The following is a 24,711-nucleotide window of genomic DNA, read 5'->3' on the forward strand; positions in this document are numbered from 1 at the left end:
GCCCCTGGGGGTGTGGATGGGTAAGGGCGGCGGGGGCGAAGAAGGTCTGGTGCGCACCCCCCCCGGTTCAAGAGCCGAGCATCCGCCGCAGCAGGTCCCGGAAGACCGTTCGTTCCGAGTCGGACAGGCCCGCCAGTGGCTCCCGGGCGAACCGGAGGGACTCCCGCAGGCTCCGGGCCACCACCCGCCCCTCCTCCGTCACAGCCGCCAGCTTCACACGCCGATCCGCAGGATCCGGACGCCGCTCCACCAGCCCCCGCGACTCCAGCCGATCCACGATCCCGGTGACATTCGACGGCTCGCACCGCAGCTTGTGCGCCAGCTTCCGCATCGGCAGAGGCTCAAGCGACAGCAGACTCAACAACCGAGCCTGCGCCCCGGTCAGCGCATGCTCCGCCGCCGCATCCTCGAAATCCGCGTAGAAACGGGCCACGACGTCCCCGATCAGCTCGACGACCTCAAGGGTCAGCGCATCGGGACGAGCGGTCTTCTGTGGTGTGGCCATGAGACGAGCATACCCCCATTACTTGACAACATGAAATATTCAGGAGCATGGTTGTTTCAGGTACTGAAGTAAATCCGAAAGGTTCCGTGATGATCAACCGCGAGTGGCACCTCCTCTCCCGTCCCGTCGGCTGGCCCAAGCCCGAGGACTTCGCCCTGGTCGAGGCAGAGGTCAAGCAGCCCGCGGCGGGACAGGTCCTCGTACGGAACAAGTACCTGTCCGTCGACCCGTACATGCGCGGCAGGATGAGCGCCGCGAAGTCGTACGTGGCCCCCTTCGAGCTCGGCAAGGCGATGCAGGGCGGCGCGGTCGGCGAGGTCGTCGCCTCCGAGGCGGAGGGGATAGCCGTCGGCGACCACGTCCTGCACTTCGGCGGCTGGCGCGAGTACGCCACGTTCGACGCCACGCAGGCGGTCAAGGTCGACCCCGAGGCCGCGCCCCTGTCGACGTACCTCGGCGTCCTCGGCATGACCGGCCTCACGGCCTACGCCGGCCTCCTGCGCACCGCCGTCTTCAAGGAGGGCGACAGCGTCTTCGTCTCCGGCGCGGCCGGCGCCGTCGGCAGCCAGGTCGGTCAGATCGCGAAGCTCAAGGGTGCCTCGCGGGTCATCGGCTCGGCCGGTTCGGACGACAAGGTGAAGCTCCTCGTCGAGGAGTACGGCTTCGACGCCGCGTTCAACTACAAGAACGGCCCGGTGAGCCAGCAGCTCCGAGAGGCCGCGCCGGACGGTGTCGACGTCTACTTCGACAACGTCGGCGGGGATCACCTGGAGGCGGCCATCGGTTCGCTGAACCAGGGAGGTCGTATCGCCGTCTGCGGCATGATCTCGGTCTACAACAACACCGAGCCCGCCCCCGGCCCGCGCAACCTCGCCCGTCTCATCCAGACCCGCGGCCGCATCGAGGGCCTGCTCGTCGGCGACCACTACGACCTTCAGTCGCAGTTCGTCCAGGAGGTCGGCGCCTGGGTCCGCTCCGGTGAGCTGAAGTACCGCGAGACCGTGGTCGAGGGCATCGAGAACAACCTGGAGGCCTTCCTCGGTGTTCTGCGCGGCGACAACACCGGAAAGATGATCGTCAAGATCTGACACCTTCTGCCGGTTTTCGTAATGCGGTAACTTCTTTCCGAATCCCGTCGTCGATCGTGGGCGCGAGCGCGGCGGACCTAGGAGGAAGACACCGCATGTCCATCCAGCAGACCGATGTCCTGTACACCGCCGTCGCGACCGCCGAGAACGGCCGTGACGGCCGGGTGGCCACCGAGGACGGCAGGCTCGACGTCGTCGTGAACCCGCCCAAGGAGATGGGCGGCAGCGGCGAGGGCACCAACCCCGAGCAGCTGTTCGCCGCCGGTTACAGCGCCTGCTTCCAGGGCGCCCTCGGCGTCGTCGCCCGTCTGGAGAAGGCCGACATCTCCGGCTCGACGGTCACCGCGAAGGTCGGCATCGGCAAGAACGACGACGGCTTCGGGATCATCGTCGAGATCTCGGCCCGCATCCCGAACGTCGACGCCGCGACCGCCAGGGACCTTCTGGAGAAGGCCCACCAGGTCTGCCCGTACTCGAAGGCGACCCGCGGCAACATCAGCGTGACGCTGGTCTGACACCGTTCGCCGCGTACGGCGAAGGCCGCACCCCCGGACGTGGGGTGCGGCCTTCGTCCGTGTCACACGCGCAGCGTCAGCGCCGCGGTGTGCACCGCCTTCACCAGCCGGTCGTTCTCCGGCGCCGCCCCGCCGGGGAAGGCGAGCCGGCGCCGGGTGTAGCCGTAGGCCAGACCGCTCCACGGGTCGGCGAAGGCCTGGGAGCCGCCCGCGTCGCTGTGCCCGAAGGTGCCGGCGCCCAGGAAGGGGTGGCGGGTGTCGGCGATGGCCTGGAAACCCAGACCGAAGGAGCGGTGGTCACGGACCACCAGGTCGTAGCCGCTGGAGTGGATCTGGCCGACCTCGGCGATGGTGTCCGGCTTCAGCAGCGGTGGCCGGTCGCCCACCTCGCTGATCGCCGCCGCGTACATTCCGGCGAGCCCGCGCGCGGCCGCCACCCCGCCCGCCGACGCCGGGCCCTTGGCGCGCACGGTACGGGAGTTGGCGTACTCCAGCAGGTCACCCGGGTCCGGCACATGCGCGTTGAACGCGATCGACGCCAGGGTGTGCGGGCCCGTGGGGGCGGCGTCGATCTCGGCCTGCTGGACCGGGGTGGGGATCATCGGCTGCGCGGAGCGGTACCGCGGTTCCAGGGCCGCGGGCAGGCCCAGATGGAAGTCCAGGGCGTACGGTGCCCGGATCCGCTCCTCCCACAGCTCCTGGATCGTACGGCCCGTCGCCCGGCGTACGACCTCGCCGGTGAGCGCGCCGATGACCAGGGCGTGGTAGCCGAAGGCCGTGCCCGGGCGCCAGAACGGCCGCTGGTCGGCGAGGCGTTCGGCGATCACCCGGTCGTCGGCCAGCTCGTCCCGGCTGAACCCGGCGTCGAGACCGACCAGTCCGGCCCGGTGGGTGATCAGTTCGCGCAGGGTCAGCGCGCCCTTGCCCTCGGCCGCGAACTCCGGCCAGTAGTACGTCACCTTGCGGTCCAGTTCGAGCGTGCCGTCCTGGACGAGGAGAGCGGCCACGAGATGCGCGGCACCCTTCGTCGACGAGAACACGGCGTGGAGGGAGTCGGCGTCGTTGCCGTCCCCCGTCCACAGGTCCACGACCCTGCGGCCGTGGACGTACGCGCACAACTGGCCCTCGTAGTCGGGGCGTTCACCGGCCACGAACGCGGTGAACTCCTCACGCACCGCCTCGAAGCCGTCGGCGACGGTGCCGTGTATCTCCTGTGTCATCCGCTCTCCTTGACTGATCTACACCGCTAGCCGGCGCCGGCCATGCTGAACAGCGCCCTTGCGACCTGCGGGAATTGCCCCTTCGGATGATCCCGGAAGAGGGGTTCGGTGCCGAAGAGGACCGACTGCGGACCACTGACGACCGAGGGCTGTCCGGCCGCGGCCAGAGGCCCACCGCTGCCGTCCTGCGACGGGCGCCAGTGCCCGGAGACAAGGGGGTTCCCGGCCGCGTACGACTGCTCCACCCGGACCTGTGGGCCGAGGTCCGTGAACCAGACGGGCGCGTACACGAAACCGTGCCCGGGAGTGCCGGCGGTCACCGGCCCCGAGTTCACCACGCGCACCACCCCGTTGGCGTCCCCGTTGCCCTCGACCGGCTTCGCGGTCAGCAGGCCGGTGGCGGTGGCGAGTCCGGCTCCGGTGACGCCGCGCCCGACGAGACCGTGACCGGAGTCGAGGAAGGCGTCCAGGGCGGTGCGGGCGGACGCGGTGAGCGCCCCGTGCTCCAGCCCCGCGGACACGAACAGGGCGTCCGTCGACGACCAGTCGAAGCCCGCGTTGAGGACGGCCGTCGAGACGGGGGTGACCTCGAAGTTCATCTCGCGCAGCGCGAAGAGCTCGCCGGGGGTCACGGCCGCCGCGATACGGGTGCGGGGGAGTGCCCGGGTGCCGGTGAGGGTCGTCGCGTCGAAGGTCACGTCGTACGTCCGGGCCAGTTCGGCCGCCTTCTGCCGTGCCGACGCCGGGACGATCGCGCTGCCGCCGTCGGCTGTCCGTCGTACCGGAACACCCTGCCGGAGCAGGGAGTTGACGGCGGCGATCGCCTGCGGGTCGTCCAGGCGCAGCCGCAGGGCGCCGCGCGGGGCGACGTGGCCGACGGGTGCGGCCTCGTCGACGGACCGCAGCGGCAGCGCCTTGAGGGTGCCGGTCGGCACCGCCTCCACCGTGGCGCCCCACAGCCGGCCCAGGCTCCAGCCCGAGATGTCGTACATCACCGAGACCTTGTCGCTGATGTCCCGTCCGTCGGCGAGCAGCACATTGGCCAAGCCCCGCTTGGGCTGGTGCATGTCGATGACGTACGAGCCCTTCGCGTACGTCCTTCCGCCGAGCCGGAAGGAGTGGCTCGCGCGGGTGACACGGACGTCGTTGGCGAGGAGGTGGCCGACGAGACGGGCGGTGGCGGTGGTGTTCGCGGTGCCGGGGAGGACGTAGGCGCGCGGGAAGGTGGTCGTGTAGACGTCCTCGGGGCCGATGCCGGGGACTCCGGGGACCGACTCGGAGGAGACGGGGATCTGTGCGGCGCCCGTGGTCCCGCGGCGGAAGACCTCGATCTGGTCGCTGACCAGCGCGGTGCGGTGGGTCCGGACGAAGTCGAGGGTGGCGCGGATGGCCGCGCCGGCGACGTCCACGTTGACGGCCGACCGGCGCCGCAGTTCCTCCACCGGCAGGTTGTCGTAGGCCGCGTTGTTCACCTGCAACGGGATCTCGACCGTGTGCGCGGCGACCGTGCCGTGGAACGCCGCGTACTGCGGGGTGAAGATCGGCGGCCAGTCGTCCCAGCCCTCCTCCTGGTCCCGGAAGGGGATCTGCGCGGGCCGCACCCCGTCCTTCGCGGGCGTGTAGCCGAGGCCGTTGACGGCGGCCTCCATGCCGAGGGCGTTGGCGTAGGTGTTCTTCAGGAAGAGGTCGTACTCGTAGTTCTCGCCGTGCGGGGGAGTGGTGGGCTCGATGAGGGTGCCGTTGACATAGCCGTGCAGGTCGAGCATGACGGCGGGCTGCTTGTCGATCTCGATCTGCCGCATCGCCCGTACCTCGGGCTGCGAGGCGGTGACGAAGTCCCGGTTCATGTCGAAGCCGTTGGCGTTGGCGCGGGTGCCGGCGATACGGCCGTCCGGGTTGGCGGTGATGTTGAAGTAGAGCCGGGAGCGGGCGAGCAGGTCCCGGGTGCCGGCGTCCGTGGCGGTGGCGAGCCGCTCGATGAGCTTCAGGGAGGCGTCGGTGCCCTCCCACTCGTTGCCGTGGATGTTGTTGTTGACGAAGACGGGTGCCTTGTAACCGGTCTTGATCTCCGCTGACTTGGCGGCCCGGTCGGGGGAGTTCTCGATGAGGTCGCGCATCCGCTCCTGGGCGCGGGCCTGGCGGGCCGTCTCCGGCGCGGTGACGGTCACGAGGTAGAGCCGGTGTCCGCCGGCCGACCGTCCGGCGACCTCGACACTGACGCGGTCGCCGAGGGCCTGGACGGCGTTCAGCTTCGGGGCGATCGCGTGGTACGGGGTGAGGCCGAGCTTGATGGACTTGTCGGCGGGGTTCACCGGGTCGGGGGAGAGGATCTGCTCGCGGGGGTAGCCGCGGACCGTGCCGACCGCGCCGCCCGTCGTCCGTTCGCCGGCGAGGGCCCTTAGGGCGGCGCTCGCGGGGGCCTGGGCGGCCCGCTGGTCCAGCGGTGCCTCGTCCCGGGTGACGGGCGGCGCGGGTTCCGCACCGGCCGGGTGCGGGGTGAGCAGCAGTGATCCTGCCGTGGTGAGGGCGAGGGCGGCGATCAGTACGGGTCTCGCGGGTGCGGTTCTCGTGGTGCGCACGCGTCGTACCTCCTCCGGGAGCTTCCTGAGATCGGTACGGCGACATGTACCTGTTCGACTCAACCGGAACAAGAGGGAGTTGGTGTCACGGATGCCCCGGATGGCGCATCTCCAGGGGGCCGAAGGGGGCATGCTGAGCTCGGGACATCCGGCGACGGCGGCTTGTCAGGCGATGCGAGGAAGGCTCCTCATGGCACCGATCCCTCCGCTCCCCAGCAGGGAAGACGTACTGCGTATGGCGCGCAGCACCACCGACATCACCGGCCAACTCCTGGACACGGCCGGCAACATCACGAAGATCGCGATCAACACCTTCGACCCCAGGGACGGTTCGGGCCAGGAGGTGCTGAGGGTCCTGCGCGAGACGACGGCGGAGCTGGCTCAGGCGAGCGCGTCGCCGCAGGCGCAGGAGGCGTTCTACCGGATCGTGGACACGCTGACCCGGCTCGGCACGAGCGGCGCTCCTCTGGCCGTGCACCCGGTCAGCGAACCGGCGCAGGCCCTGCTGACGGCGCTGGGCGACAGTCTGCTGCCGGTCCTGGACGCGGTGGAGCCGGCGGTGGAGGAGTTCGCGACCGCGCTGGGCGACCTGGTGGAGGCGATGTCCCCGCTGCTGCCCGCGGCGGCGGGGCTGGCGGCGGGCACCATGCTCGCCCTGACCCCGGTGATCCGGACGGCGGCGGAGATCCTGCGCGACTCCTCCCCCGAACTCCGCCGCATCGCCGACGCGTTGACCGCCGCGCTGGCCCCGCTGATGCCGCTCCAGGTCGCCCTGGCGGAACGCGCGGCCGTCGCGGGCGCGGGCGTGGTCCGCGCCTCCCTCCAGCCCCTCGCCGACCTCACGGAAGCGGCGGCGGCGACCACGAAGGCGGCCCGTCCGGTGCTGATCGCGGGGGAGGAACTGCTGGTGGCGGGCCTTGAACACCTCCAGCCGGTGCTGCTGGCCGGGGCGTCGCGCGCGGGGCGGGTGGCCCGGGCGGCGGCGGTACGGGTACAGGCGGCGGTGTCACCGGCCGCCGAGCGGGGAGTGGTGGTGGCGGTGGCACCGGGGTGACCGGGAGGGGGCCCGCCGAGGGTGAGGCCTGATGGCGTCCACGACCGCGAACCCTGTCCCCGCCGCCCGATAGAGTTCCCCCATGCGCGATCTTGGGGTGGGCTTCACGTACTTGCTGAAAGGCCAGCGATGGGTGGCCCGGCACGGCAAGCAGTACGGCTTCGGGCTGATCCCTGGCCTGATCACCCTCGTTCTCTACGCGGCGGCGCTCGTCTCGCTCGCGCTCTGGGGCGAGGACTTCATCACCTGGGCCACCCCCTTCGCCGACGACTGGTCCAGCCCCTGGCTCGGCCTGTTCCGCGGCTTCCTCACCGTCGTGCTGTGGGCCCTCGCCCTCCTCCTCGCCGTGCTGACCTTCACCGCGGTCACGCTCCTGGTCGGCCAGCCCTTCTACGAGAGCCTCTCGGAGACGGTCGACCGTGATGTGTCCCCGGACGGCACCGCCCCCGAGTCCGGCCTCCCCCTCTGGCGCGAGCTGTGGATCTCGGGCCGCGACAGCCTGCGGATCGTGGTCCGTGCCGCGCTCTGGGCGGTGCTGCTCTTCGGCCTCGGTTTCATCCCGTTCGTCGGACAGACCGTCGTCCCGGTGATCGGCTTCTTCGTCACCGGCTTCTTCCTCACCGAGGAACTCGCGGCCGTGGCCCTCCAGCGCCGAGGCGTCGAACTCCGCGACCGGCTCGCCCTGTTCCGCTCCCGCAAGATGCTGATCTGGGGCTTCGGCACCCCTCTCGGCGTGGCCTTCCTGGTGCCGTTCGTCGCGGTGTTCCTGATGCCCGGCGCGGTCGCGGGCGCCACCCTGATGGCCCGCGACCTGCTCGGGGAGGAGACCCGCGAGGACTCCCACGGCAAGAGCAACAACAGCAACGACCATGACGTGGAGGAGATCACCTCTTGACCGAGATACTCGCCGTCGCCGTCATCACCGTCCTGGCCGTCATCGCCCCGGGCGCCGACTTCGCCATGGTCGTCCGCAACAGCTACCTCCACGGCCGCCGCACCGGACTGCTCGCCGCGACCGGTGTCGCCGCCGGCGTCCTCGTGCACGTCACCTACACGATGCTCGGCGTGGGCCTGCTGATCGCCTCCTCCACCTTCCTGTTCACGGTGATCAAGCTGGTCGGCGCGGCCTACCTCGTCTACATCGGCGTCCGCACCTTCCGCACCCGCGCCGAGGTCCAGGTCGACCTGGAGACCACCTCGGACCTGACCCCGGCGCAGGCCCTGCGCTCCGGCTTCCTCACCAACGTCCTCAACCCGAAGACGACCCTCTTCGTCGTCTCGACCTTCGCCCAGGTCGTCAGCCCCGGCACCCCGGTCTACCAGCAGGTGGGCTACGGCCTGTTCATGTCGCTGGCCCACCTGCTGTGGTTCGGCGTCGTCGCGGTCTTCTTCTCGCACGACCGGATGCGCGACCTGATGCTGCGCGGCCAGAAGATCCTCAACAAGGTGATCGGCTCGGTCCTGGCCGGCCTCGGCGTCAGCCTCGCGTTCGCCCCGTCCCACTAGAGTCCGCGGCCACGGTCAGGATCGACCGCACCTGAGCGATGATGTCCAGCCGGTTCTTCACGAACTCGGGATCGGTGACCTCGGTGGTGTTGCCCGTGCCGAACTGGAGCACGGGCGTGTGCACATGCCCACCGGGCAACGCGTCGTGCAGCCCCAGCCGGTCCCGCAGCAGCGTGGCCCGGTAGGCGATCTCGTTGGACAGGTAGTTCCCGCCGCCCCCGGCCCGGGCCGTCGACCCCTCCGTCGGCCCGTCCGCCCGCACGACGGCCTCCGTCCCTCCCGCCGGGATCTCGGTCACGCTCGTGTTGTCGTACACCGGGAAGCGCCCGGTGCCCGCCGCCACGATCGCCTTGTACGGCAGGGTCGTCGTCGTCCACTGCGGCTGCGAGGCCGGGTCGGTGACGGGGACGGTCTCCGTGCGCGAGATGTTCTCGTTGTCCGGGAACCCGCCCCGCCAGGCCCCGTTGGTCCGCTCGATGTCGAACCGCCCGACCCGCCCCTGGCTGACCGTGGTGAACAGGTCGACCTTCCTCAGATACGGTCGGAGCGTCCGCTCCACCGTCCCCGCCGCGAAGTCCTGCCAGCGCACCGGGAACACGGCCGTCTCCACCCGGGCCGGCCCTTCCGCCGTCTCGATCACCGTGCCGTCGAGCGCGAGCGCGGTCGCTCCGGACGGATTGGAGATCCGGATGTCCCGGTCCAGCGTGAACGGATCGAACCCGGTGACGAGGATCCGCCTGATCCCCTTCCCGGACGGATAGCGGATGGCGGTCTGCCCCCGCGAGGTCCGCTCCAACTCGTCCAGCAGCGCGGCCCGTTGCCCCTCACCCAGCCCGAACCCCGGCTCCCAGGTCCGCACCTCCCGCGTCATCCCCAACCGCGCCCAGTACAACGGCCGATCGTCGTCCCGGCTCAGATCACCCCCGGCCGGCCCCCGCCCCTGCGCCCGGTCGACGGCCCGCTTCCACAGCGCGGACCCCTCGCGTACGACGATCCGGCGGGCCTGCGCGTAGGTGCGCGCCGAGCCGAGCTCGCGCGCGAACTCCGGTGCCACCGAGTCGAATCCGGACCGCCGCAGAATCTCCTGCGGTACGGCCTTGTCGAGCCGGAGTTCCTCGACGGTGGCGGTGGGAGCCGCCTCGGCCGCCTGGGGTATCGCGAGCCCGGCCATCAGGACCACACCGAGAACACCGATGCGAACACGTAGGGAATTCAAGGAGGTTCAGCCTTCCGTCGCCGTGGGGAGCGTGGTGGTGCCGACGGCGGAAGTATGCGTGACGGAAGTGGTCTACGCCATGGGGTGTGACTCAGGAGGGGTACATCAACGCGATCAGTGCGAGCACGGGGATCACCTGGAAGACGGCCGCTCCCCACAGCCGGGCGAGCAGCAGCGCGACGCCGATGGCCGCCACCACCGCGCACGCCGTGCCCAGCTCCGTCATCGGCGGCTCGTACGGTTCCTCGTTCCAGTTCGCCGCCCATCCGCTCCACCCGGCGACCCACCATCCGTAGGCCACGGCAAGGAGGTCGACCGGCAGAAGCGCGAGCACGGTGATGGTGTTCTTCGCCCTCATGGCGCCCATCCTCGCCGGAGGGGAGCGGAGCCGCCTGAGTATCCGTACCTACCCCGGGATCCGGCCCGCGGCCTCCCGCAGCACAGCCACGAACGCCCCCACCGCGGGTGCCGGCGTCCGTCCCCGTGCCGTCGCCGCGTACACCGCCCGCGCCGGCGCCCCCTCGTCCAGCACCCGCAGCAGGGTGACGTCCGGCCGTACCGACTCCGCCGCCAGCGCCGGGACCAGCGTCACCCCGAGGCCCGCGGCGACGTACCCCTGCTTGGCGGTCCACTCGGCGACGACGTGGGCGACGCGCGGCCGGAAGCCCTGCCGCAGGGCCGCGTCCAGCAGCGTCCCCTCCGGGCGGGCGCTGCCGGAGATCCAGTCGGCGTCGGCGAGCCGGCCGAGCCGGACCGGGCCGCCGTCCGCCAGTGGATGCGCGGCCGGGACGGCGACGTAGAGGGACTCGTCGAGGAGGTGGTGGAGGTCGTACGGCTCCAGCGGCGTGCCGCCCGTCGTGGACACCACCGCCAAGTCCAGATGTCCGGCGGCGAGCCGGTCCAGGAGTCCAGGGGTGAACCCCTCCTCGCGGGAGACCCGGACGCGTGGATGGCGGTCCCGGAAGGCGCCGAGCGCCCGCGGCACCAGCGCCGCGTCGGCCGTGGCGAACGCCCCGAACCGCAGCCGCCCGCCCGCCACTTCGCGCAGCGCCGACAGCTCGCGCCCGGCCCCGTGCAACGCCTCGACGACGGCCTCGGCGTGCGGCACCAGGACCCGGCCCGCCTCGGTGAGCCGTACGCCCCGCGGCAGCCGGTCGAAGAGCGGCCCCCCGCCGAGCGCCGACTCCAGCGAGGAGATCTGCCGGGACACCGCGGACTGGGTCCAGCCGAGGGTCCGCGCGGCGACCGTGAAGGAACCCTGGCGGGCGACTTCGAGGAAGGCGCGCAGCCAGACGGTGGAGAGATCGGGCAATTCATGCGGAGACGGCATGGGAGCCATGCTAGACATTCGCTTGTCGCATCGCTGGCGCGGACCTAGCGTCGGCGCCATGGAGCACATCGCATTCCTCGGCCTGGGTCACATGGGCGCCCCCATGGCCCGCCGACTCCTCGCCGCAGGACACCCGTTGACCGTCTGGAACCGCACCGCCGACAAGGCAGGACCGCTCGTCGCCGAGGGGGCCGCGCTCGCCGCCTCCCCGGCCGGGGCCGTCCGGGACGCCGACGTCGTCATCACCATGCTCGCCGGCCCCGACGCGCTGGAGGCGGTGGCCCGGGCCGCCGGGGAAGCCCTGCGGCCCGGCGTCCACTGGATCGAGATGTCGACCGTCGGCCCGGATGCCGTGCTCCGGCTCGCCGCCCGGCTCCCTCGGGCCACCCTCGTCGACGCCCCTGTCATGGGCAGCACCGACAAGGCGGCCGCGGGCGCCCTCGGCATCCTCGCCGGCGGTGACACGGCCGGCGTCGAGCACCTCCTCGCCCACCTCGGCAGCGTCACCCGCACCGGGCCCCTCGGCTCCGGCGCCGCCCTCAAACTCGTCCTCAACTCGGCCGTCATCAGCGGGATCGCGGTGGTCGCCGAGGCCCTGCGGCTCGCCGACGCCCTCGGCCTGGACGGCGACACGGTCCGCACCGCCCTCGCGAACGGCCCCCTCGCCGGAGTCGTGGCCCGCGCCCACGCCGAGGGCGTGCACTTCGACGCCACGCTCGCGGTGAAGGACCTCGACCTGGCCACGAGGACGGCCCGACTGCCCGCCGTCGAGGCCGCGTTGGAGCACTACCGCCGGGTCGCCGAACCCGGCGAGGACATCTCCCGGGCCGCGGCCCGCATCCGCACCGCCTGAACCCGCGAACAAGGGAGCCCCCGTGAAGGTCACCATCGACAACCCCGCCTCCGCACCCCAGCCCCTGAGCCCCTACTACTCCCAGGTCGCCCGGGTCGAACAGGCCGACGGCGGCGCCCTGTTGTTCGTCTCCGGACAGATCGCCGAGGGGGAGACGCTCGCCGAGCAGAGCCGAGGCGTCTTCGAGACCATCGACGCCCTGCTGAAGGCCCACGGCGGCACCCTCGCGGACGTCATCAACATCCGCACGTACCTCACCGACATCGACAGCCTCCAGGAATACGGCGCCGTACGACGGGAGTTCCTCACCGGCACCCCGCCCACCAGCATGACCTTCGAGGTGCCGAAGCTGTTCCGGCCGGAGGCGCGGATCGAGGTGGAGGTGGTCGCCGCGGTACCGGCAAAGGGCTAGCCCGGGTTCTCACCCAGCAGCGTGAGGAAGTCCCGGAACGCCCCGGGCATGTCCACCGACTCGGGGTCCAGGAGCCACTGGTACTGCAAGCCGTCCATGACCGCCACCAGCAACGGCGCCGTGCGCTCGGGCGTCAGCCCGTTCGGCAGTCGCTCCCCGTACTCGGTCCGCAGCACCGCCGCCATGCTCTGGCGGACCTGCGCATAGCGCTCGGTGAAGTACGCGCGCGCCGGATGCCCGTCGGTCACGCTCTCGCCGAGCAGTGCCGAGAAGGTCTGGATGATGTTCGGCCGCATCGCGTTGTACTCGACGAGCGAGCCGAGCAGGTCGATCCGCCACCGGGTGTCGGGCACCGCGTCCCACTGGTCCCGCTCCTTGAGCACGGCGACCAGCAGGGCCTCCTTCGTGGGGAAGTGGTGCAGCAGCCCCTGCTGGGTGAGGCCGACGCGCTCCGCTACCGCGGCGAGGCTCGCCCCGCGGTAGCCGCGCTCGGCGATCACCTCCAGGGCCGCCCGGACGATCTCCGCGCGCCGTTCCTCGCTCCTGACCCTGGCGTTCATGGGGTCACCGTACGGCATGACCGTATGCCAAATATAACGGCAAGATAACGAAACCTACCGCTCTACAGGTAACGGGTGCACGATGGGGGAACTGCACGGAACCGAAACCAGGAGGACCCAATGGCGGGCACCCACTCCACCCCGGCGGACCAGGCGCGCGAGACTGCCGTGGAAGCGGCCCTCGGCAAGCTCGACCTGGACGCGAAGTCCCGGCTGCTGGCCGGCCAGGACATGTGGACCCTGCCCGCCCTGCCCGAGATCGGCCTCGGCTCCCTCGTCATGTCCGACGGGCCGATCGGCGTCCGAGGCGTGCGCTGGACCGCCGACGACCCCTCGATCGCGCTGCCGTCCCCGACCGCCCTCGGCGCCACCTGGGACCCCGCGCTCGCCCGCCGCGCCGGCGCGCTGCTCGCCCAGGAGGCCCGCCGCAAGGGCGTCCACGTCCTGCTCGCCCCGACCGTCAACCTGCACCGCTCCCCGCTCGGCGGCCGCCACTTCGAGGCCTACAGCGAGGACCCGTACCTCACCGGCCTCATCGGCGCGGGATACGTCAACGGCGTCCAGTCCGGCGGAGTCGGCACCACCGTCAAGCACTTCGTCGCCAACGACGCCGAGACCGACCGCTTCACGGTCGACAACGTGGTCTCCGAACGCGCCCTGCGCGAGCTGTACCTGCGGCCCTTCGAACTCATCGTCGAGAACGCCCGCCCCTGGGGCATCATGACCGCCTACAACCAGGTCAACGGCGTCACGATGACCGAGCACCACCACCTCGTGAACGAGATCGCGCGCGGCGAGTGGGGCTTCGACGGCTACAACGTCTCCGACTGGATGGCCGCCCGCTCCACGAAGGGCGCCATCGAGGGCGGCCTCGACGTCGCCATGCCCGGCCCCCGGACCGTGTACGGCGAGGCCCTCGCCCAGGCCGTCCGGGACGGCGAGGTCGAGGAGGCCAAGGTCGACGAGGCGGTACGCAACGTCCTGCGGCTCGCCGCCCGCGTCGGCATCCTGGAGAACGCCGAGCCGGTCGTCACCGAACTGCCCGACACCATCGACGGCGAGGCGCTGGCCCGCGAGATCGCCCGCCGCGGCTTCGTGCTCGTAAGAAACGAGAACAGCGCGCTGCCGCTGAAGCCGAACGGCACGGTCGTCCTCATCGGCGCCGCCGCCCGCGACGCCCGTGTCCTCGGCGGCGGCTCCGCCACCGTCTTCCCGCCCCGGATCGTCTCCCCGCTCGACGGCCTCACCGCGGTCGTCCCCGACCTGACGTACGCCGTCGGCGCCGACCCCAACACCGAACTCGCGGTCGCCGACAAGGGGTTCACGCTGCGCGCCGTCTGCCGTGACATCGACGGCAACGTCATCGGAAGCGGCTCCGCGCCCAACGGCCAGATCCAGTGGATGGGCAACGACCTCCCCGAGGGCGTCACCCACGACGCCCTTCACACCATCGAGCTGACCGGCACCTTCACCCCCCGCGAGAGCGGCACCCACACCTTCGGCATCAAGGGCGTCGGCGCCTTCACCCTCACCGTCGACGGCACGACGTACCACGACGCCCCCCAGCTCCCCGCCGACACCAGCGACCCCTTCGAGGCCTTCTTCGGCTCCCCGGTGCCGCGCGGCGAGGTCGAACTGACCGCGGGCGAGCCGGTCGAGGTCTCCCTCACCTACGTCTTCCAGCTGCCCGAGGGCATCCCCTTCATGGTCATCGCCTTCGCACTCGCCCACCAGGAGCCGCAGCGCGACGCCGACGAGCTGATCGCCGAGGCCGTCGAGGCCGCCCGCAGGGCCGACACCGCCGTCGTCGTGGTCGCCACCACCGACCGCGTCGAGTCCGAGGGCTTCGACCGGGGGGACCTCGAACTGCCCGGCCGCCAGGACGACCTCGTCCGCGCCGTCGCCGCCGCCAACCCGAACACCGTCGTCGTCGTCAACTCCGGCTCCCCGGTCGAACTGCCCTGGCGCGACGACGTCGCCGCCGTACTCCTGAGCTGGTTCCCCGGCCAGGAGGGCGGCGCCGCCCTCGCCGACGTCCTCACCGGCGCCCACGAGCCCGGCGGCCGCCTGCCCACCACCTGGGGCTCCCTGGACGCCGCCCCGGTCACCCAGGTGATCCCCGCCGACGGCGAACTCCGCTACACCGAGGACGTCTTCATCGGCTACCGCGCCTGGGCGAAGGAGGGCCGCACCCCCTCGTACCCCTTCGGCCACGGCCTCGGCTACACCGACTGGACCTACGAGTCCGTCCAGGTCGAGGGCACCACGGTCCACGTCCGCCTGCGCAACTCCGGCGAGCGCACCGGCCGCGAGGTCGTCCAGGTCTATCTGGCCCCGGCCCAGGCGGGCACCGACCGTCCGGAACGGCAGCTGGCCGGCTTCGCCGCAGTCGAGGCCGCACCCGGCGAGAGCGTCCAGGTGACCGTCGAGATCCCCCGCCGGGCCTTCGAACAGTGGACCGGGGGAGAGGGCGCGGAGGGCTCGTGGTCGTTTGTGAAGGGTTCGTACGAGATCCAGGTCGGCCGCTCGATCACGGACCGCCGCCTCACCGCCACGATTAACGTCTGATCCGGGACAGGCCTCCCCACAGAGCAGCCCCGGTCCGGGACCTGACACCCGGGCCGGGGCTTATGCCGTTCTAGCGGACCGCGAACGCGTACACCGTCTCCGACCGGAACACCTCGCCCGGCCGCAGCACCGTGCTCGGGAACTCCGGCCGGTTCGGGGAGTCCGGGAAGTGCTGGGTCTCCAGCGCGACACCCTCGCAGGGCACGAAGGGCTCCTCCAGATGGTCCGCGGTGTACAGCTGGAGGCCCGGCTCGGTGGTGGACACCGTCAGCACCCGCCCGGTGGAGGGATCGTGCAGCTCGGCGACCTCGACCGGCGCCGGGGTCACCCCCTTGTCGAGCACGAAGTTGTGGTCGTACCCCGAGCCCACCTTCCGGCTCTCCCGGAAGTCGAAGCGCCCGCCGGTCACGTCCTCCAGGACCCCGGTCGGGATGAGATCCGCGTCGACCGGTGTGAACCGGGAGGCGGCGATCCGCAGTTCATGGCCGCCCGCGTCCCCGGACCCGGCCAGGTTGAAGTAGCTGTGGTTCGTCAGGGCGAGGACCGTCGGCGCGTCCGTCACCGCCTCGTACGCGATCCGCAGCGCACCGTCCGCGTCCAGCGTGTACGTCGCCGCGACATCGAGGCGCCCCGGGAAGCCCTCCTCGCCGTGCGGACTGACCCGGGAGAGCCGGATGCCGTGCTCGACGGGCGTCACGTCCCACACCCGCTTGTCGAAGCCGCGCCCGCCGCCGTGCAGGGAGTTCGGCGCGTTGTTGGGCGCCAGCGCGTACGTCACCCCGTCCAGCGGGAAGCGGCCACCGGCGATCCGGTTCGCGTACCGGCCGATCAGCGCGCCGAAGTAGGGCCCGGTGTGCGTGAGATACCCGTCCAGGTCCGCGAACCCCAGCACCACGTTCCCGGCGCCTCCGTCCCGGTCCGGGACCTCGGCGGACTGCACGATCCCGCCGTACGACAGCACCCTGACCCGCACACCGGCCCGCGCAAGCGTCCAGCGGTGGACCGGGGTGCCGTCGGAAAGTGTGCCGAAGAGCTCGTTCATGTTCGAAACTCTAGGTCACGCCCTCTTCGCCGTGACTTCCCGGTAGGCGATCTCGGCCAGTCTGGCCTGCCCGTTCACACTCGGGTGGAACCAGTCGATATGGCTCAGCTGGTCCGTGCCGAACCGGAACTCGTACACCGCGCCCCCGTCGAAGCGGCAGCGCTCGTCCTCGGCACAGACCTCCTCCAGGACCTTGTTGTACTCCCGCACCCGGTCCTGCACGGTGTCGCGGCGCTCGGTCGCCGCCGTGTCCACGGCATCCGCGTCGCCGAGCATCGACGGGCATATCCCGAGCTTCCACACCTGCTTGCCCAGCGGGTTGGAGCGCCCCTCGGACCACAGCCGCTTCAGGTTCGGCACGCTCGCCACGTACACCTGCGCCTTCGGCGCCGCGTCGCGCAGGGTGCTCATCGCGTCCTCGAACTGCGCCCGGAAGTCGGCCACGGACGTCATCGCCGCCGTGGAGTCCCGGCACGCGTCATTGGCCCCCGCCATCACCGTCACCAGCCCGGGCTTCTTCGCGGCGGCCAGGGCCATCTGCCCGGCCAGGTCGGTCATCCGCGCCCCGCTGACCGCGTAGTTCCAGCTGTGGGAGGCCGCCTTCGCCGACCCCAGCAGCCGCACGGCGAGACTGTCGACCTCGGTGCTGCTGCCGGTCGCCCAGGAGGCCTCCGGGCAGTCCTGGAGGAGCGAACAGGCGTCGAAGCCGCGGGTGATGGAGTCGCCCACCGCGGCCAGGGAGGACGGGCTGGAGTCCCAGGCGGGCGTCGTCGGAGTGGGGGAGGGCTTCGCTCTCTGCGCCTCGGTGCCGGACGGCGCCGGCTCGTTGCCGCCGACGGCGTCACAGCCGGCGGCGCCCAGGACGGCCGCCGTCACGACGGCGAGAACGGCACGCGAGCGTCGGCTTCGCTTCCGCATCCCTCTGGTGATCCCCTCGGTCGACATGCAATCCCCTGCGAACTTCGTCCCCCTCCATAACAACGCACGGGAGTTCCCGACCCTCCGCCATGCAACGGCTCACCCCGGAACTAGCGTCCTGCCGGGTGAATGGCGGGTGTTTCACGGCACCGGGACAGACGGTACGTCACACTCCTTGCGCCGCCGCACGGTAGCCTCGCCATCAACGTGGCTGCCGCCACCACCGTTCCGCCCATTCGCACAATGGTCCCGCTCTGCCCGGAGGTCCCGGTGACGACACGTGGAGTTCTGTACGTGCACTCCGCGCCGCGCGCGCTGTGCCCGCACGTCGAGTGGGCCGTCGCCGGCGTGCTCGGCACACGCGTCAACCTCGACTGGATCCGGCAGCCGGCCGCGCCCGGCACCTGGCGCTCGGAGTTCTCCTGGAAGGGCGAGGTGGGCACGGCGTCGAAGCTGGCGTCGGCGCTGAGAGGCTGGCACCTCCTGCGCTTCGAGGTGACGGCCGAGCCCTGCCCCACCGCCGAGGGCGAGCGCTACAGCTGCACCCCCGAACTCGGCATCTTCCACGCGGTGACGGGCATCCACGGCGACATCCTCATCCCGGAGGACCGCCTGCGCGCGGCGCTGGTGAGGTCGCAGGGCGGCGAGACGAACCTGGAGACGGAGATCTCCAAGCTCCTCGGCAAGCCGTGGGACGACGAACTGGAGCCGTTCAGATACGCGGGCGAGGGCGCCCCGGTGCGCTGGCTGCACCAGGTGGTCTGACAGTCTCCGACGACGCCGAAACGGCGAGTGGCCCGGCCTCCCCACGGAGACCGGGCCACTTCTCGGCTGAACGGCGTTGTCACACCGTACGGAACGCCAGCACCACGTTGTGACCGCCGAACCCGAACGAGTCGTTCAGCGCGGCGATACGGCCCTCGACGGGCAGCTTGCGCGCCTCGCCGCGGACGATGTCGGCGTTGGCCTCCGCCTCCGGGTCGAGGTTCTCGACGTTGATGGTCGGCGGCGCGAGACGGTTGTACAGGGCGAGGACGGTCGCCACCGACTCCACACCACCGGCGCCACCCAGCAGGTGACCCGTCATGGACTTCGTGGCGGACACCGCGAAGTGGTCGGCCTCGTCGCCGAACACCTTGCGCAGCGCCTTCAGCTCGGCCACGTCACCGGCCGGCGTCGAGGTGGCGTGCGCGTTGACGTGCACGATCTCCGCCGGGTTCAGGTCGGAGTTGTCGAGCAGGTTCTGCAGGGCCTGGGCGATACCGCGGCCCTCCGGCTCGGGCTGCACGATGTCGTGGCCGTCGGCGGAGATGCCCTGGCCGACCGCCTCGGCGTACACGCGGGCACCGCGCGCGGCGGCGTGCTCCGCGGACTCCAGGACGATCACGCCGGCACCCTCGCCGAGGACGAAGCCGTCGCGCCCGATGTCGTAGGGACGCGAGGCGCCCTGCGGGTCGTCGTTGTTCTTGGACATCGCCATCATGTTGCCGAACGCGGCGATCGGCAGCGGGTGGATCGCCGCCTCCGTGCCGCCCGCGATGACGACGTCGGCGCGGCCGGTGCGGATCATCTCGATGGCGTAGCCGATGGCCTCGGCGCCCGAGGCGCACGCGGAGACCGGGGTGTGCACACCGGCGCGGGCGCCCACGAGGAGACCCACGTTGGCGGACGGGCCGTTCGGCATGAGCATGGGGACGGTGTGCGGGGAGACGCGGCGGACGCCCTTCTCCTTCAGCACGTCGTACTGGTCGAGCAGCGTGGTGACGCCACCGATGCCGGAGGCGATGACCGCACCGAGGCGGTCGGCGTCCACGGCGGTGTCCTCACCGGCGCGGCCGGTGAAGCCTGCGTCGGCCCACGCCTCCTGGGCGGCGACCAGCGCGAACTGCGCCGACCGGTCCAGGCGCCGGGCCTGCGGCCGCGGGATGACCTCGGTCGGCTCCACGGCGACGGGTGCCGCGATGCGGACGGCCTGGTCGGCCGCCCACTCCTGCTCCAGGGGCTTCACACCGGACTTGCCGGCGACCAGACCTTCCCAGGTAGAGGCTGCGTCGCCACCCAGCGGTGTGGTTGCGCCGATACCGGTGACGACCACGGTGCGATTGGTCGGGCTCACGGGAAATCTTTCTCCAACGATTACGAGGATTCAGCGGCGCCACCGCCGGGTGGCGGGGCAATGGACTGATCCGGGGATCAGCCCTGGTTCTTCAGGATGTAGTCGGTGGCGTCGCCGACCGTCTTGAGGTTCTTGACGTCCTCGTCCGGGATCTTGACGTCGAAGCGCTCTTCGGCGGCGACGACGACCTCGACCATGGACAGCGAGTCGACGTCCAGGTCGTCGGTGAAGGACTTGTCCAGCTGGACGTCCTCGACCGGGATGCCGGCGATCTCGTTCACGATGTCGGCGAGACCGGCGACGATCTCTTCCTGAGTGGCGGCCATGTGAGGCGCTCCTTCGTATTGATCCAGAGGGTGTGGCGGTTGGTGCTTCCCGCGTCGGACCGTTCGGTCCGGCACGGAGTGCCTAGGGGAGGGTAACGACAGTCGCGGCGTAGACGAGACCCGCCCCGAAGCCGATGACGAGCGCGGTGTCGCCGCTCTTCGCCTCGCCGGTCGCCAGGAGCCGCTCCATCGCGAGCGGGATCGAGGCGGCCGAGGTGTTGCCGGTGGTGCGTACGTCACGCGCGACCGTGACGGACTCCGGCAGTTTGAGTGTCTTCACCATCGAGTCGATGATCCGCTCGTTGGCCTGGTGCGGGATGAAGACGTCCAGTTCGTCGGCGGTGATGCCCGCGACGTCCAGCGCCTCCTTGGCGACCTTCGCCATCTCGAAGACGGCCCAGCGGAACACCGCCTGGCCCTCCTGGGTGATGGCGGGGAACTTGTCCGTGGAGCTGTCGTACTGGTCCCACGCCACGGTCTGCTTGATCGTCTCGGACTTGTCGCCCTCGGAGCCCCACACGGTCGGGCCGATGGCCGGCTCCTTGGAGGGGCCGACGACGACCGCGCCGGCCCCGTCACCGAACAGGAAGGCCGTGGCCCGGTCCTCCAGGTCGGTCAGGTCGGACAGCCGCTCGACGCCGATGACCAGGACGTACTCCGCGGAGCCCTCGACGACCATGCCCTTGGCGAGGGTCAGGCCGTAGCCGAAGCCCGCGCAGCCGGCCGAGATGTCGAAGGCGGCGGCCTTGTCCGTGCCCAGCTTGTGGGCGATCTCGGTGGCGACGGCCGGGGTCTGCTTGAAGTGCGAGACGGTCGAGACGATCACGCCGCCGATCTGCTCGGCGGAGATCCCGGCGTCGGCGATCGCCTTGCCGGACGCCTCGATCGACATCGCGGCGACGGTCTCCTCGTCGCTCGCCCAGTGCCGGGTCTCGATGCCGGAGCGTGAGCGGATCCACTCGTCGGAGGAGTCGATCGTCTCGAGGATCACCTCGTTCGGCACGACCCTCGTCGGGCGGTAGCCGCCGACACCGAGGATGCGCGCGTACGGGGCGCCCTTGCTGGGCTTGATCTTCGACATTGCTCTCGGGCTCCTTTTCAGGCGCTCTGCTCGGCGATGAGCTCGCGAGCGGCGTCGAGGTCGGCGGGTGTCTTGAGAGCCAGCGTCTTCACGCCGGGCAGCGCGCGCTTGGCGAGGCCGACCAGCGTCCCGCCGGGGGAGACCTCGATGATCGCGGTCGCGCCGAGCTCCTTGAACGTCTCCATGCACAGGTCCCAGCGGACCGGGTTGGCGACCTGGCCGACCAGCCGCGCCAGTACCTCGGCGCCGGTGGCGACGGCCCGCCCGTCCTTGTTCGAGACGTACGGCAGCTTCGGGTCGGCGGGCGTGACGGCCTCGGCGGCCTTCGCCAGCGCGTCCACCGCGGGCGCCATGTGGTGCGTGTGGAAGGCGCCGGCCACCTTCAGCGGGACGACCTTGCGGACACCCTCCGGCTTGTCCTCGGCGAGCGCGGCGAGCTGCTCCAGGGTGCCCGCGGCGACGATCTGACCGGCGCCGTTGACGTTCGCTGGGGTCAGGCCCAGCTTCTCCAGGTGCGCGACGGAGACCTCGGGGTCGCCGCCGAGCAGCGCCGACATGCCGGTCTCGGTGACCGCGGCGGCGTCGGCCATGGCGAGGCCGCGCTTGCGGACGAGGGTCAGCGCGGCGGTGTCGTCGAGGACGCCGGCGAGGGCGGCGGCGGTGAACTCACCGACGGAGTGCCCCGCGACAGCGCCCGGCGTGACGGCACCGAGTGCCGAGGCGGACAGGATTCCGGCGGCGACCAGCAGCGGCTGGGCCACCGAGGTGTCACGGATCTCGTCCGCGTCGGCCTGGGTCCCGTAGTGGGCGAGGTCCAGGCCGATGGCGTCCGACCACGCGGCGACGCGGTCGGCGGCACCGGGGAGTTCGAGCCAGGGGGTCAGGAAGCCGGGCGTCTGGGCGCCCTGGCCGGGAGCGACGAGTACGAGCACTCTCACACTCTCTCTTGAGGGCGGCCCAAGCCGCCCGTGGGGACAGGGACGAAGAACACGAGGGGGTTTTGTGGGCCCCCGACAAAAGCCTAGGGCTGGAGTTCCCCGTCGACCAGACGCCCCAGGATGAGCGCGATCCGCAGCGTGAACGCGGAACGCACATCGGAGGGCGACCAGCCGGTGACGTCAGTCACACGTCGAAGCCGGTAGCGCACGGTGTTGGGATGGACGAAGAGCATCCGGGCTGCGCCTTCGAGACTGCTCGCCTGTTCGAGATAGACCGAGAGCGTCTCCAGGAGCGCTGAACCGGCTTCCTCCAGTGGTCTGTAGATCTCCTCCACCAGCTGCTCGCGCGCGCTCGGGTCACCCGCGATGGCACGCTCCGGAAGCAGATCGTCCGCCAGGACCGGGCGCGGGGCGTCCTGCCAGGCGGTACAGGCCTTGAGCCCGGCCGCGGCGGCCTGCGCGGAGCGGGTGGCGGCCAGCAGATCGGGTACGACGGGCCCGGCGACCACGGGTCCCGCGGCATAGGGCCCGATCAGGGACTTGGCGACGGCGATCGGGTTGTCGCTGCCGCCGGCGATCACGACGAGCCGGTCCCCGAGGACGCCGGTGAGCACCTGGAGCTTGGCGTGCCGGGCGGCCCGCCGGATCGCCTCGACGGTCAGCTCGGAGTCACCGTCGGGCGCGGTGCCGAGGACGACGCACACATGTTCGGGCGAGTTCCAGCCCAGCGCGGCGGCCCGGCTGACGGCCCCCTCGTCGGCCTCACCGCTGAGCACGGCGTTGACGACGAGCGATTCGAGCCGGGCGTCCCAGGCGCCGCGTGCCTCGGCGGCCTGGGCGTAGACCTGGGCGGTGGCGAAGGCGATCTCGCGGGCGTAGACGAGGAGGGCCTCCCGCAGGATGGACTCGTCACCCGGAGCGGCCACCTCGTCGATGGCGGACTCCATGACCTCGATGGTGGTGCGCACCATCTCCACGGTCTGCCGCAGCGTGATGGCCCGGGTCAGCTCGCGCGGAGCGGTGCCGAACACATCGGTGGAGATCGCCTGCGGGGCGTCGGGATGCCGGAACCACTCGGTGAACGCGGCGATACCGGCCTGCGCGACCAGCCCGATCCAGGAACGGTTCTCCGGGGGCATGGCCCGGTACCACGACAGCGTCTCGTCCATCCGCGTGATGGCCTGCGCGGCCAGGGACCCGGACGACTTCTCCAGCCGCTTCAGGGTCGCGGAGTGCGGATGGGAGTCACGTGCGAAGGCTTCGGTGTTGCTGGCTTCGGGTTCGGGCACGGGACAAGACTGCCTTATCCGGACGTGAGTGCGCTCCGCCGGGTACCGGGTGAGGTCTACGGTGGGGTCCGTGATGGACGTACGGCGCGCCGCTGAGCGCTATCCAGGGGGCGACCCGGCGACCGGGATCGACTCGCTGCACGCCTTCTCCTTCGGCCCGCACTACGACCCCGACAACCTCCGTTTCGGCGCGGTGATCGCCTGCAACGAGGAGCGGCTCGCTCCCGGCGCCGGGTTCGACGAGCATCCGCACAGCCACACCGAGATCGTGACGTGGGTGGTCGAGGGCGAGCTCACCCACCGGGACTCGGCGGGCCATGAGACGACCGTGCGACCCGGGGACGTGCAGCGCCTCAGCGCGGCGGCGGGCGTCCGCCACGTGGAGCGCAACGACGGCGAGACCCCCCTGACCTTCGTGCAGATGTGGCTGGCCCCCCTGGAGCCGGGTGGCGAACCGTCCTACGAGATCGTCCGAGGCATCGCCGACGCGACCCCGTACGCCGTCCCGGAGGCCGCGGCGATGCTCCACGTACGACGCCTCACGGCGGGTGAACGAACAGCGGTGCCGGACGGCCGACATGTGTACGTCCACGTCGTACGAGGTGAAGTGCGGCTGAACGGTGACCAGTTGCATACGGGCGACGCGGCCCGCATTACGGACGCCGAGGCCCTGGACGCGGTGGCGACGACGACGGCGGAGCTGCTGATATGGGAGATGCAGGACCCAGGCATGTGATCTCGCCCCCGCGAGGAAAGCCGGCCTCAGCCCCGCAGGTCTGCCAGCACCGCGTCCGTGAAGGCCGGCCACACCTCGACCGCCCACGGACCGAACGCGCGGTCGGTCAGGGCCACGCAGGCCGCGTTCGCGGCGGGGTCGATCCACAGGAAGGTGCCGGACTGCCCGAAGTGCCCGAAGGTGCGAGGGGAGGACGAAGACCCCGTCCAGTGCGGGGACTTGGAGTCACGGATCTCGAAGCCGAGCCCCCAGTCGTTGGGGTTCTGATGACCGTAACCCGGCAGGACGCCCTTGGTGCCCGGGTACTGGACCGTCATCGCGTCCGCGACCGTACGGGGGTCCAGCAGCCGCGGCGCCTGGACCTCGGCGGCGAACCGGACCACGTCCTCGACCGTCGAGACCCCGTCCTTGGCCGGCGAGCCCGCCAGCGAGGTGGACACCATGCCCAGCGGCTCCAGCACGGCCTGCCGCAGATACTCCCCGAACGGGATGTCCGTCGCCTTCGCGATGTGGTCGCCCAGCTGCTCGAACCCGGCGTTGGAGTAGAGCCGCCGCTCACCGGGCGGCGCGGTCACCCGGTGCTCGTCGAACGCGAGCCCCGAGGTGTGCGCCAGCAGATGCCGCACCGTCGACCCCGCGGGCCCGGCGGGCTCGTCGAGCTCGATCGCCCCCTCCTCGTACGCGACGAGCGCCGCGTACGCCGCGAGCGGCTTGGTGACCGAGGCCAGCGGGAACCGGTGCCCGACAGGACCGTGCGCACCGAGCAGGGTCCCGTCCGCCCGCACCACGGCCGCCGCGGCGGTCGGCACGGGCCAGTTCTCGATCAGGGCGAGGCTCTTCAGCGACATGCCGTCGAGAC

General features: G+C 71.3%; 25 protein-coding genes. 10 read left to right on the plus strand and 15 right to left on the minus strand.

Annotated features, from left to right (window positions below; genetic code table 11):
• Window positions 1–67 precede the first annotated feature (67 nt).
• Window positions 68–505: a MarR family transcriptional regulator gene (locus tag HLK59_RS24680; RefSeq protein ID WP_171143683.1), complete on the minus strand. Its 438-nt coding sequence runs from the start codon at window positions 503–505 to the stop codon at window positions 68–70.
• Window positions 506–594: 89 nt separating this feature from the next.
• On the opposite strand from HLK59_RS24680, the gene HLK59_RS24685 reads away from it, so the two are divergent.
• Both HLK59_RS24685 and HLK59_RS24690 read left to right on the plus strand, forming a co-directional pair.
• Entirely contained in the window at window positions 595–1,593 is a 999-nt protein-coding gene (locus HLK59_RS24685) for an NADP-dependent oxidoreductase (RefSeq protein ID WP_171143684.1), read from the plus strand.
• Between the two features lie 95 nt (window positions 1,594–1,688).
• Entirely contained in the window at window positions 1,689–2,108 is a 420-nt protein-coding gene (locus HLK59_RS24690; protein ID WP_171143685.1) for an organic hydroperoxide resistance protein, read from the plus strand.
• 62 nt (window positions 2,109–2,170) lie between these two features.
• Here HLK59_RS24690 and HLK59_RS24695 read toward each other — a convergent pair whose 3' ends face one another.
• Both HLK59_RS24695 and HLK59_RS24700 read right to left on the minus strand, forming a co-directional pair.
• Window positions 2,171–3,328 carry a serine hydrolase domain-containing protein gene (locus HLK59_RS24695; RefSeq protein WP_171143686.1) on the minus strand — a complete coding sequence of 386 codons (1,158 nt, stop codon included), beginning with the start codon at window positions 3,326–3,328 and terminating at the stop codon, window positions 2,171–2,173.
• A 26-nt stretch (window positions 3,329–3,354) separates the two neighbouring features.
• On the minus strand, window positions 3,355–5,907 hold the full coding sequence (locus HLK59_RS24700) for a M14 family zinc carboxypeptidase (RefSeq protein WP_171143687.1): 2,553 nt from the start codon (window positions 5,905–5,907) through the stop codon (window positions 3,355–3,357).
• 190 nt (window positions 5,908–6,097) lie between these two features.
• Between HLK59_RS24700 and HLK59_RS24705 the strand changes: the two genes are divergently transcribed.
• The 3 genes from HLK59_RS24705 (at window position 6,098) to HLK59_RS24715 (ending at window position 8,467) form a co-directional block, all read left to right on the plus strand.
• Window positions 6,098–6,961, plus strand: a complete 864-nt coding sequence (locus HLK59_RS24705; protein ID WP_171143688.1) for a hypothetical protein — start codon at window positions 6,098–6,100, stop codon at window positions 6,959–6,961.
• 82 nt (window positions 6,962–7,043) lie between these two features.
• Complete coding sequence (locus HLK59_RS24710; protein WP_171143689.1) at window positions 7,044–7,856, plus strand: EI24 domain-containing protein; 813 nt, start codon at window positions 7,044–7,046, stop codon at window positions 7,854–7,856.
• The gene (locus HLK59_RS24715) at window positions 7,853–8,467 is read left to right on the plus strand and encodes a LysE family transporter (protein ID WP_171143690.1); all 615 of its coding nucleotides are present in this window, start codon (window positions 7,853–7,855) and stop codon (window positions 8,465–8,467) included. Before HLK59_RS24710 ends, HLK59_RS24715 begins: the two co-directional genes overlap by 4 nt.
• On the opposite strand, the gene HLK59_RS24720 is transcribed toward HLK59_RS24715, so the two are convergent.
• The 3 genes from HLK59_RS24720 to HLK59_RS24730 all read right to left on the minus strand — a co-directional run bounded on the left by HLK59_RS24720 (window position 8,439) and on the right by HLK59_RS24730 (window position 11,013).
• A complete protein-coding gene (locus tag HLK59_RS24720; protein WP_171143691.1) occupies window positions 8,439–9,683 on the minus strand; it encodes a pyroglutamyl peptidase in 1,245 nt (414 codons plus the stop codon). The genes HLK59_RS24715 and HLK59_RS24720 overlap by 29 nt on opposite strands.
• 91 nt (window positions 9,684–9,774) lie before the next feature.
• A complete protein-coding gene (locus HLK59_RS24725; RefSeq protein WP_171143692.1) occupies window positions 9,775–10,041 on the minus strand; it encodes a hypothetical protein in 267 nt (88 codons plus the stop codon).
• A gap of 48 nt (window positions 10,042–10,089) precedes the next feature.
• Complete coding sequence (locus tag HLK59_RS24730; RefSeq protein WP_240982626.1) at window positions 10,090–11,013, minus strand: LysR family transcriptional regulator; 924 nt, start codon at window positions 11,011–11,013, stop codon at window positions 10,090–10,092.
• 58 nt (window positions 11,014–11,071) lie between these two features.
• Here HLK59_RS24730 and HLK59_RS24735 point away from each other — a divergent pair, with 58 nt between their 5' ends.
• Both HLK59_RS24735 and HLK59_RS24740 read left to right on the plus strand, forming a co-directional pair.
• On the plus strand, window positions 11,072–11,866 hold the full coding sequence (locus tag HLK59_RS24735) for an NAD(P)-dependent oxidoreductase (RefSeq protein WP_171143694.1): 795 nt from the start codon (window positions 11,072–11,074) through the stop codon (window positions 11,864–11,866).
• 22 nt (window positions 11,867–11,888) lie between these two features.
• On the plus strand, window positions 11,889–12,278 hold the full coding sequence (locus HLK59_RS24740) for a RidA family protein (RefSeq protein ID WP_171143695.1): 390 nt from the start codon (window positions 11,889–11,891) through the stop codon (window positions 12,276–12,278).
• On the opposite strand, the gene HLK59_RS24745 is transcribed toward HLK59_RS24740, so the two are convergent.
• Window positions 12,275–12,856 carry a TetR/AcrR family transcriptional regulator gene (locus tag HLK59_RS24745; protein WP_171143696.1) on the minus strand — a complete coding sequence of 194 codons (582 nt, stop codon included), beginning with the start codon at window positions 12,854–12,856 and terminating at the stop codon, window positions 12,275–12,277. The genes HLK59_RS24740 and HLK59_RS24745 overlap by 4 nt on opposite strands.
• A gap of 102 nt (window positions 12,857–12,958) precedes the next feature.
• On the opposite strand from HLK59_RS24745, the gene HLK59_RS24750 reads away from it, so the two are divergent.
• Entirely contained in the window at window positions 12,959–15,406 is a 2,448-nt protein-coding gene (locus HLK59_RS24750; protein ID WP_171143697.1) for a glycoside hydrolase family 3 C-terminal domain-containing protein, read from the plus strand.
• Between the two features lie 70 nt (window positions 15,407–15,476).
• On the opposite strand, the gene HLK59_RS24755 is transcribed toward HLK59_RS24750, so the two are convergent.
• Together HLK59_RS24755 and HLK59_RS24760 are read right to left on the minus strand one after the other, a co-directional pair.
• Window positions 15,477–16,448 carry an aldose epimerase family protein gene (locus tag HLK59_RS24755; RefSeq protein ID WP_171143698.1) on the minus strand — a complete coding sequence of 324 codons (972 nt, stop codon included), beginning with the start codon at window positions 16,446–16,448 and terminating at the stop codon, window positions 15,477–15,479.
• 15 nt (window positions 16,449–16,463) lie between these two features.
• A complete protein-coding gene (locus HLK59_RS24760; RefSeq protein ID WP_171143699.1) occupies window positions 16,464–17,366 on the minus strand; it encodes an SGNH/GDSL hydrolase family protein in 903 nt (300 codons plus the stop codon).
• A gap of 270 nt (window positions 17,367–17,636) precedes the next feature.
• Here HLK59_RS24760 and HLK59_RS24765 point away from each other — a divergent pair, with 270 nt between their 5' ends.
• A complete protein-coding gene (locus tag HLK59_RS24765; protein WP_171143700.1) occupies window positions 17,637–18,131 on the plus strand; it encodes a DUF3145 domain-containing protein in 495 nt (164 codons plus the stop codon).
• 79 nt (window positions 18,132–18,210) lie between these two features.
• Here the strand turns inward: HLK59_RS24765 and fabF are convergent, their stop codons facing one another.
• The 5 genes from fabF to HLK59_RS24790 form a co-directional block, all read right to left on the minus strand.
• Complete coding sequence (gene fabF / locus HLK59_RS24770) at window positions 18,211–19,482, minus strand: beta-ketoacyl-ACP synthase II (RefSeq protein WP_171143701.1); 1,272 nt, start codon at window positions 19,480–19,482, stop codon at window positions 18,211–18,213.
• Between the two features lie 77 nt (window positions 19,483–19,559).
• The gene (locus HLK59_RS24775; RefSeq protein WP_019067091.1) at window positions 19,560–19,808 is read right to left on the minus strand and encodes an acyl carrier protein; all 249 of its coding nucleotides are present in this window, start codon (window positions 19,806–19,808) and stop codon (window positions 19,560–19,562) included.
• Between the two features lie 82 nt (window positions 19,809–19,890).
• Window positions 19,891–20,889 carry a ketoacyl-ACP synthase III gene (locus HLK59_RS24780; RefSeq protein WP_171143702.1) on the minus strand — a complete coding sequence of 333 codons (999 nt, stop codon included), beginning with the start codon at window positions 20,887–20,889 and terminating at the stop codon, window positions 19,891–19,893.
• Window positions 20,890–20,906: 17 nt separating this feature from the next.
• Window positions 20,907–21,821, minus strand: a complete 915-nt coding sequence (locus HLK59_RS24785) for an ACP S-malonyltransferase (protein ID WP_171143703.1) — start codon at window positions 21,819–21,821, stop codon at window positions 20,907–20,909.
• A gap of 89 nt (window positions 21,822–21,910) precedes the next feature.
• A complete protein-coding gene (locus HLK59_RS24790) occupies window positions 21,911–23,116 on the minus strand; it encodes a helix-turn-helix domain-containing protein (RefSeq protein ID WP_171143704.1) in 1,206 nt (401 codons plus the stop codon).
• A gap of 73 nt (window positions 23,117–23,189) precedes the next feature.
• Here HLK59_RS24790 and HLK59_RS24795 point away from each other — a divergent pair, with 73 nt between their 5' ends.
• Window positions 23,190–23,852 (plus strand): pirin family protein, encoded by a 663-nt coding sequence (locus HLK59_RS24795; RefSeq protein ID WP_171143721.1) that lies wholly within the window; start codon window positions 23,190–23,192, stop codon window positions 23,850–23,852.
• 26 nt (window positions 23,853–23,878) lie between these two features.
• Here HLK59_RS24795 and HLK59_RS24800 read toward each other — a convergent pair whose 3' ends face one another.
• Window positions 23,879–24,700, minus strand: a complete 822-nt coding sequence (locus HLK59_RS24800; protein ID WP_171143705.1) for a serine hydrolase domain-containing protein — start codon at window positions 24,698–24,700, stop codon at window positions 23,879–23,881.
• Between the last annotated feature and the right edge of the window lie 11 nt (window positions 24,701–24,711).

Origin of the sequence: Streptomyces sp. S3(2020) (genome assembly GCF_013044505.1) — a bacterium.
Lineage (GTDB): Bacteria > Actinomycetota > Actinomycetes > Streptomycetales > Streptomycetaceae > Streptomyces.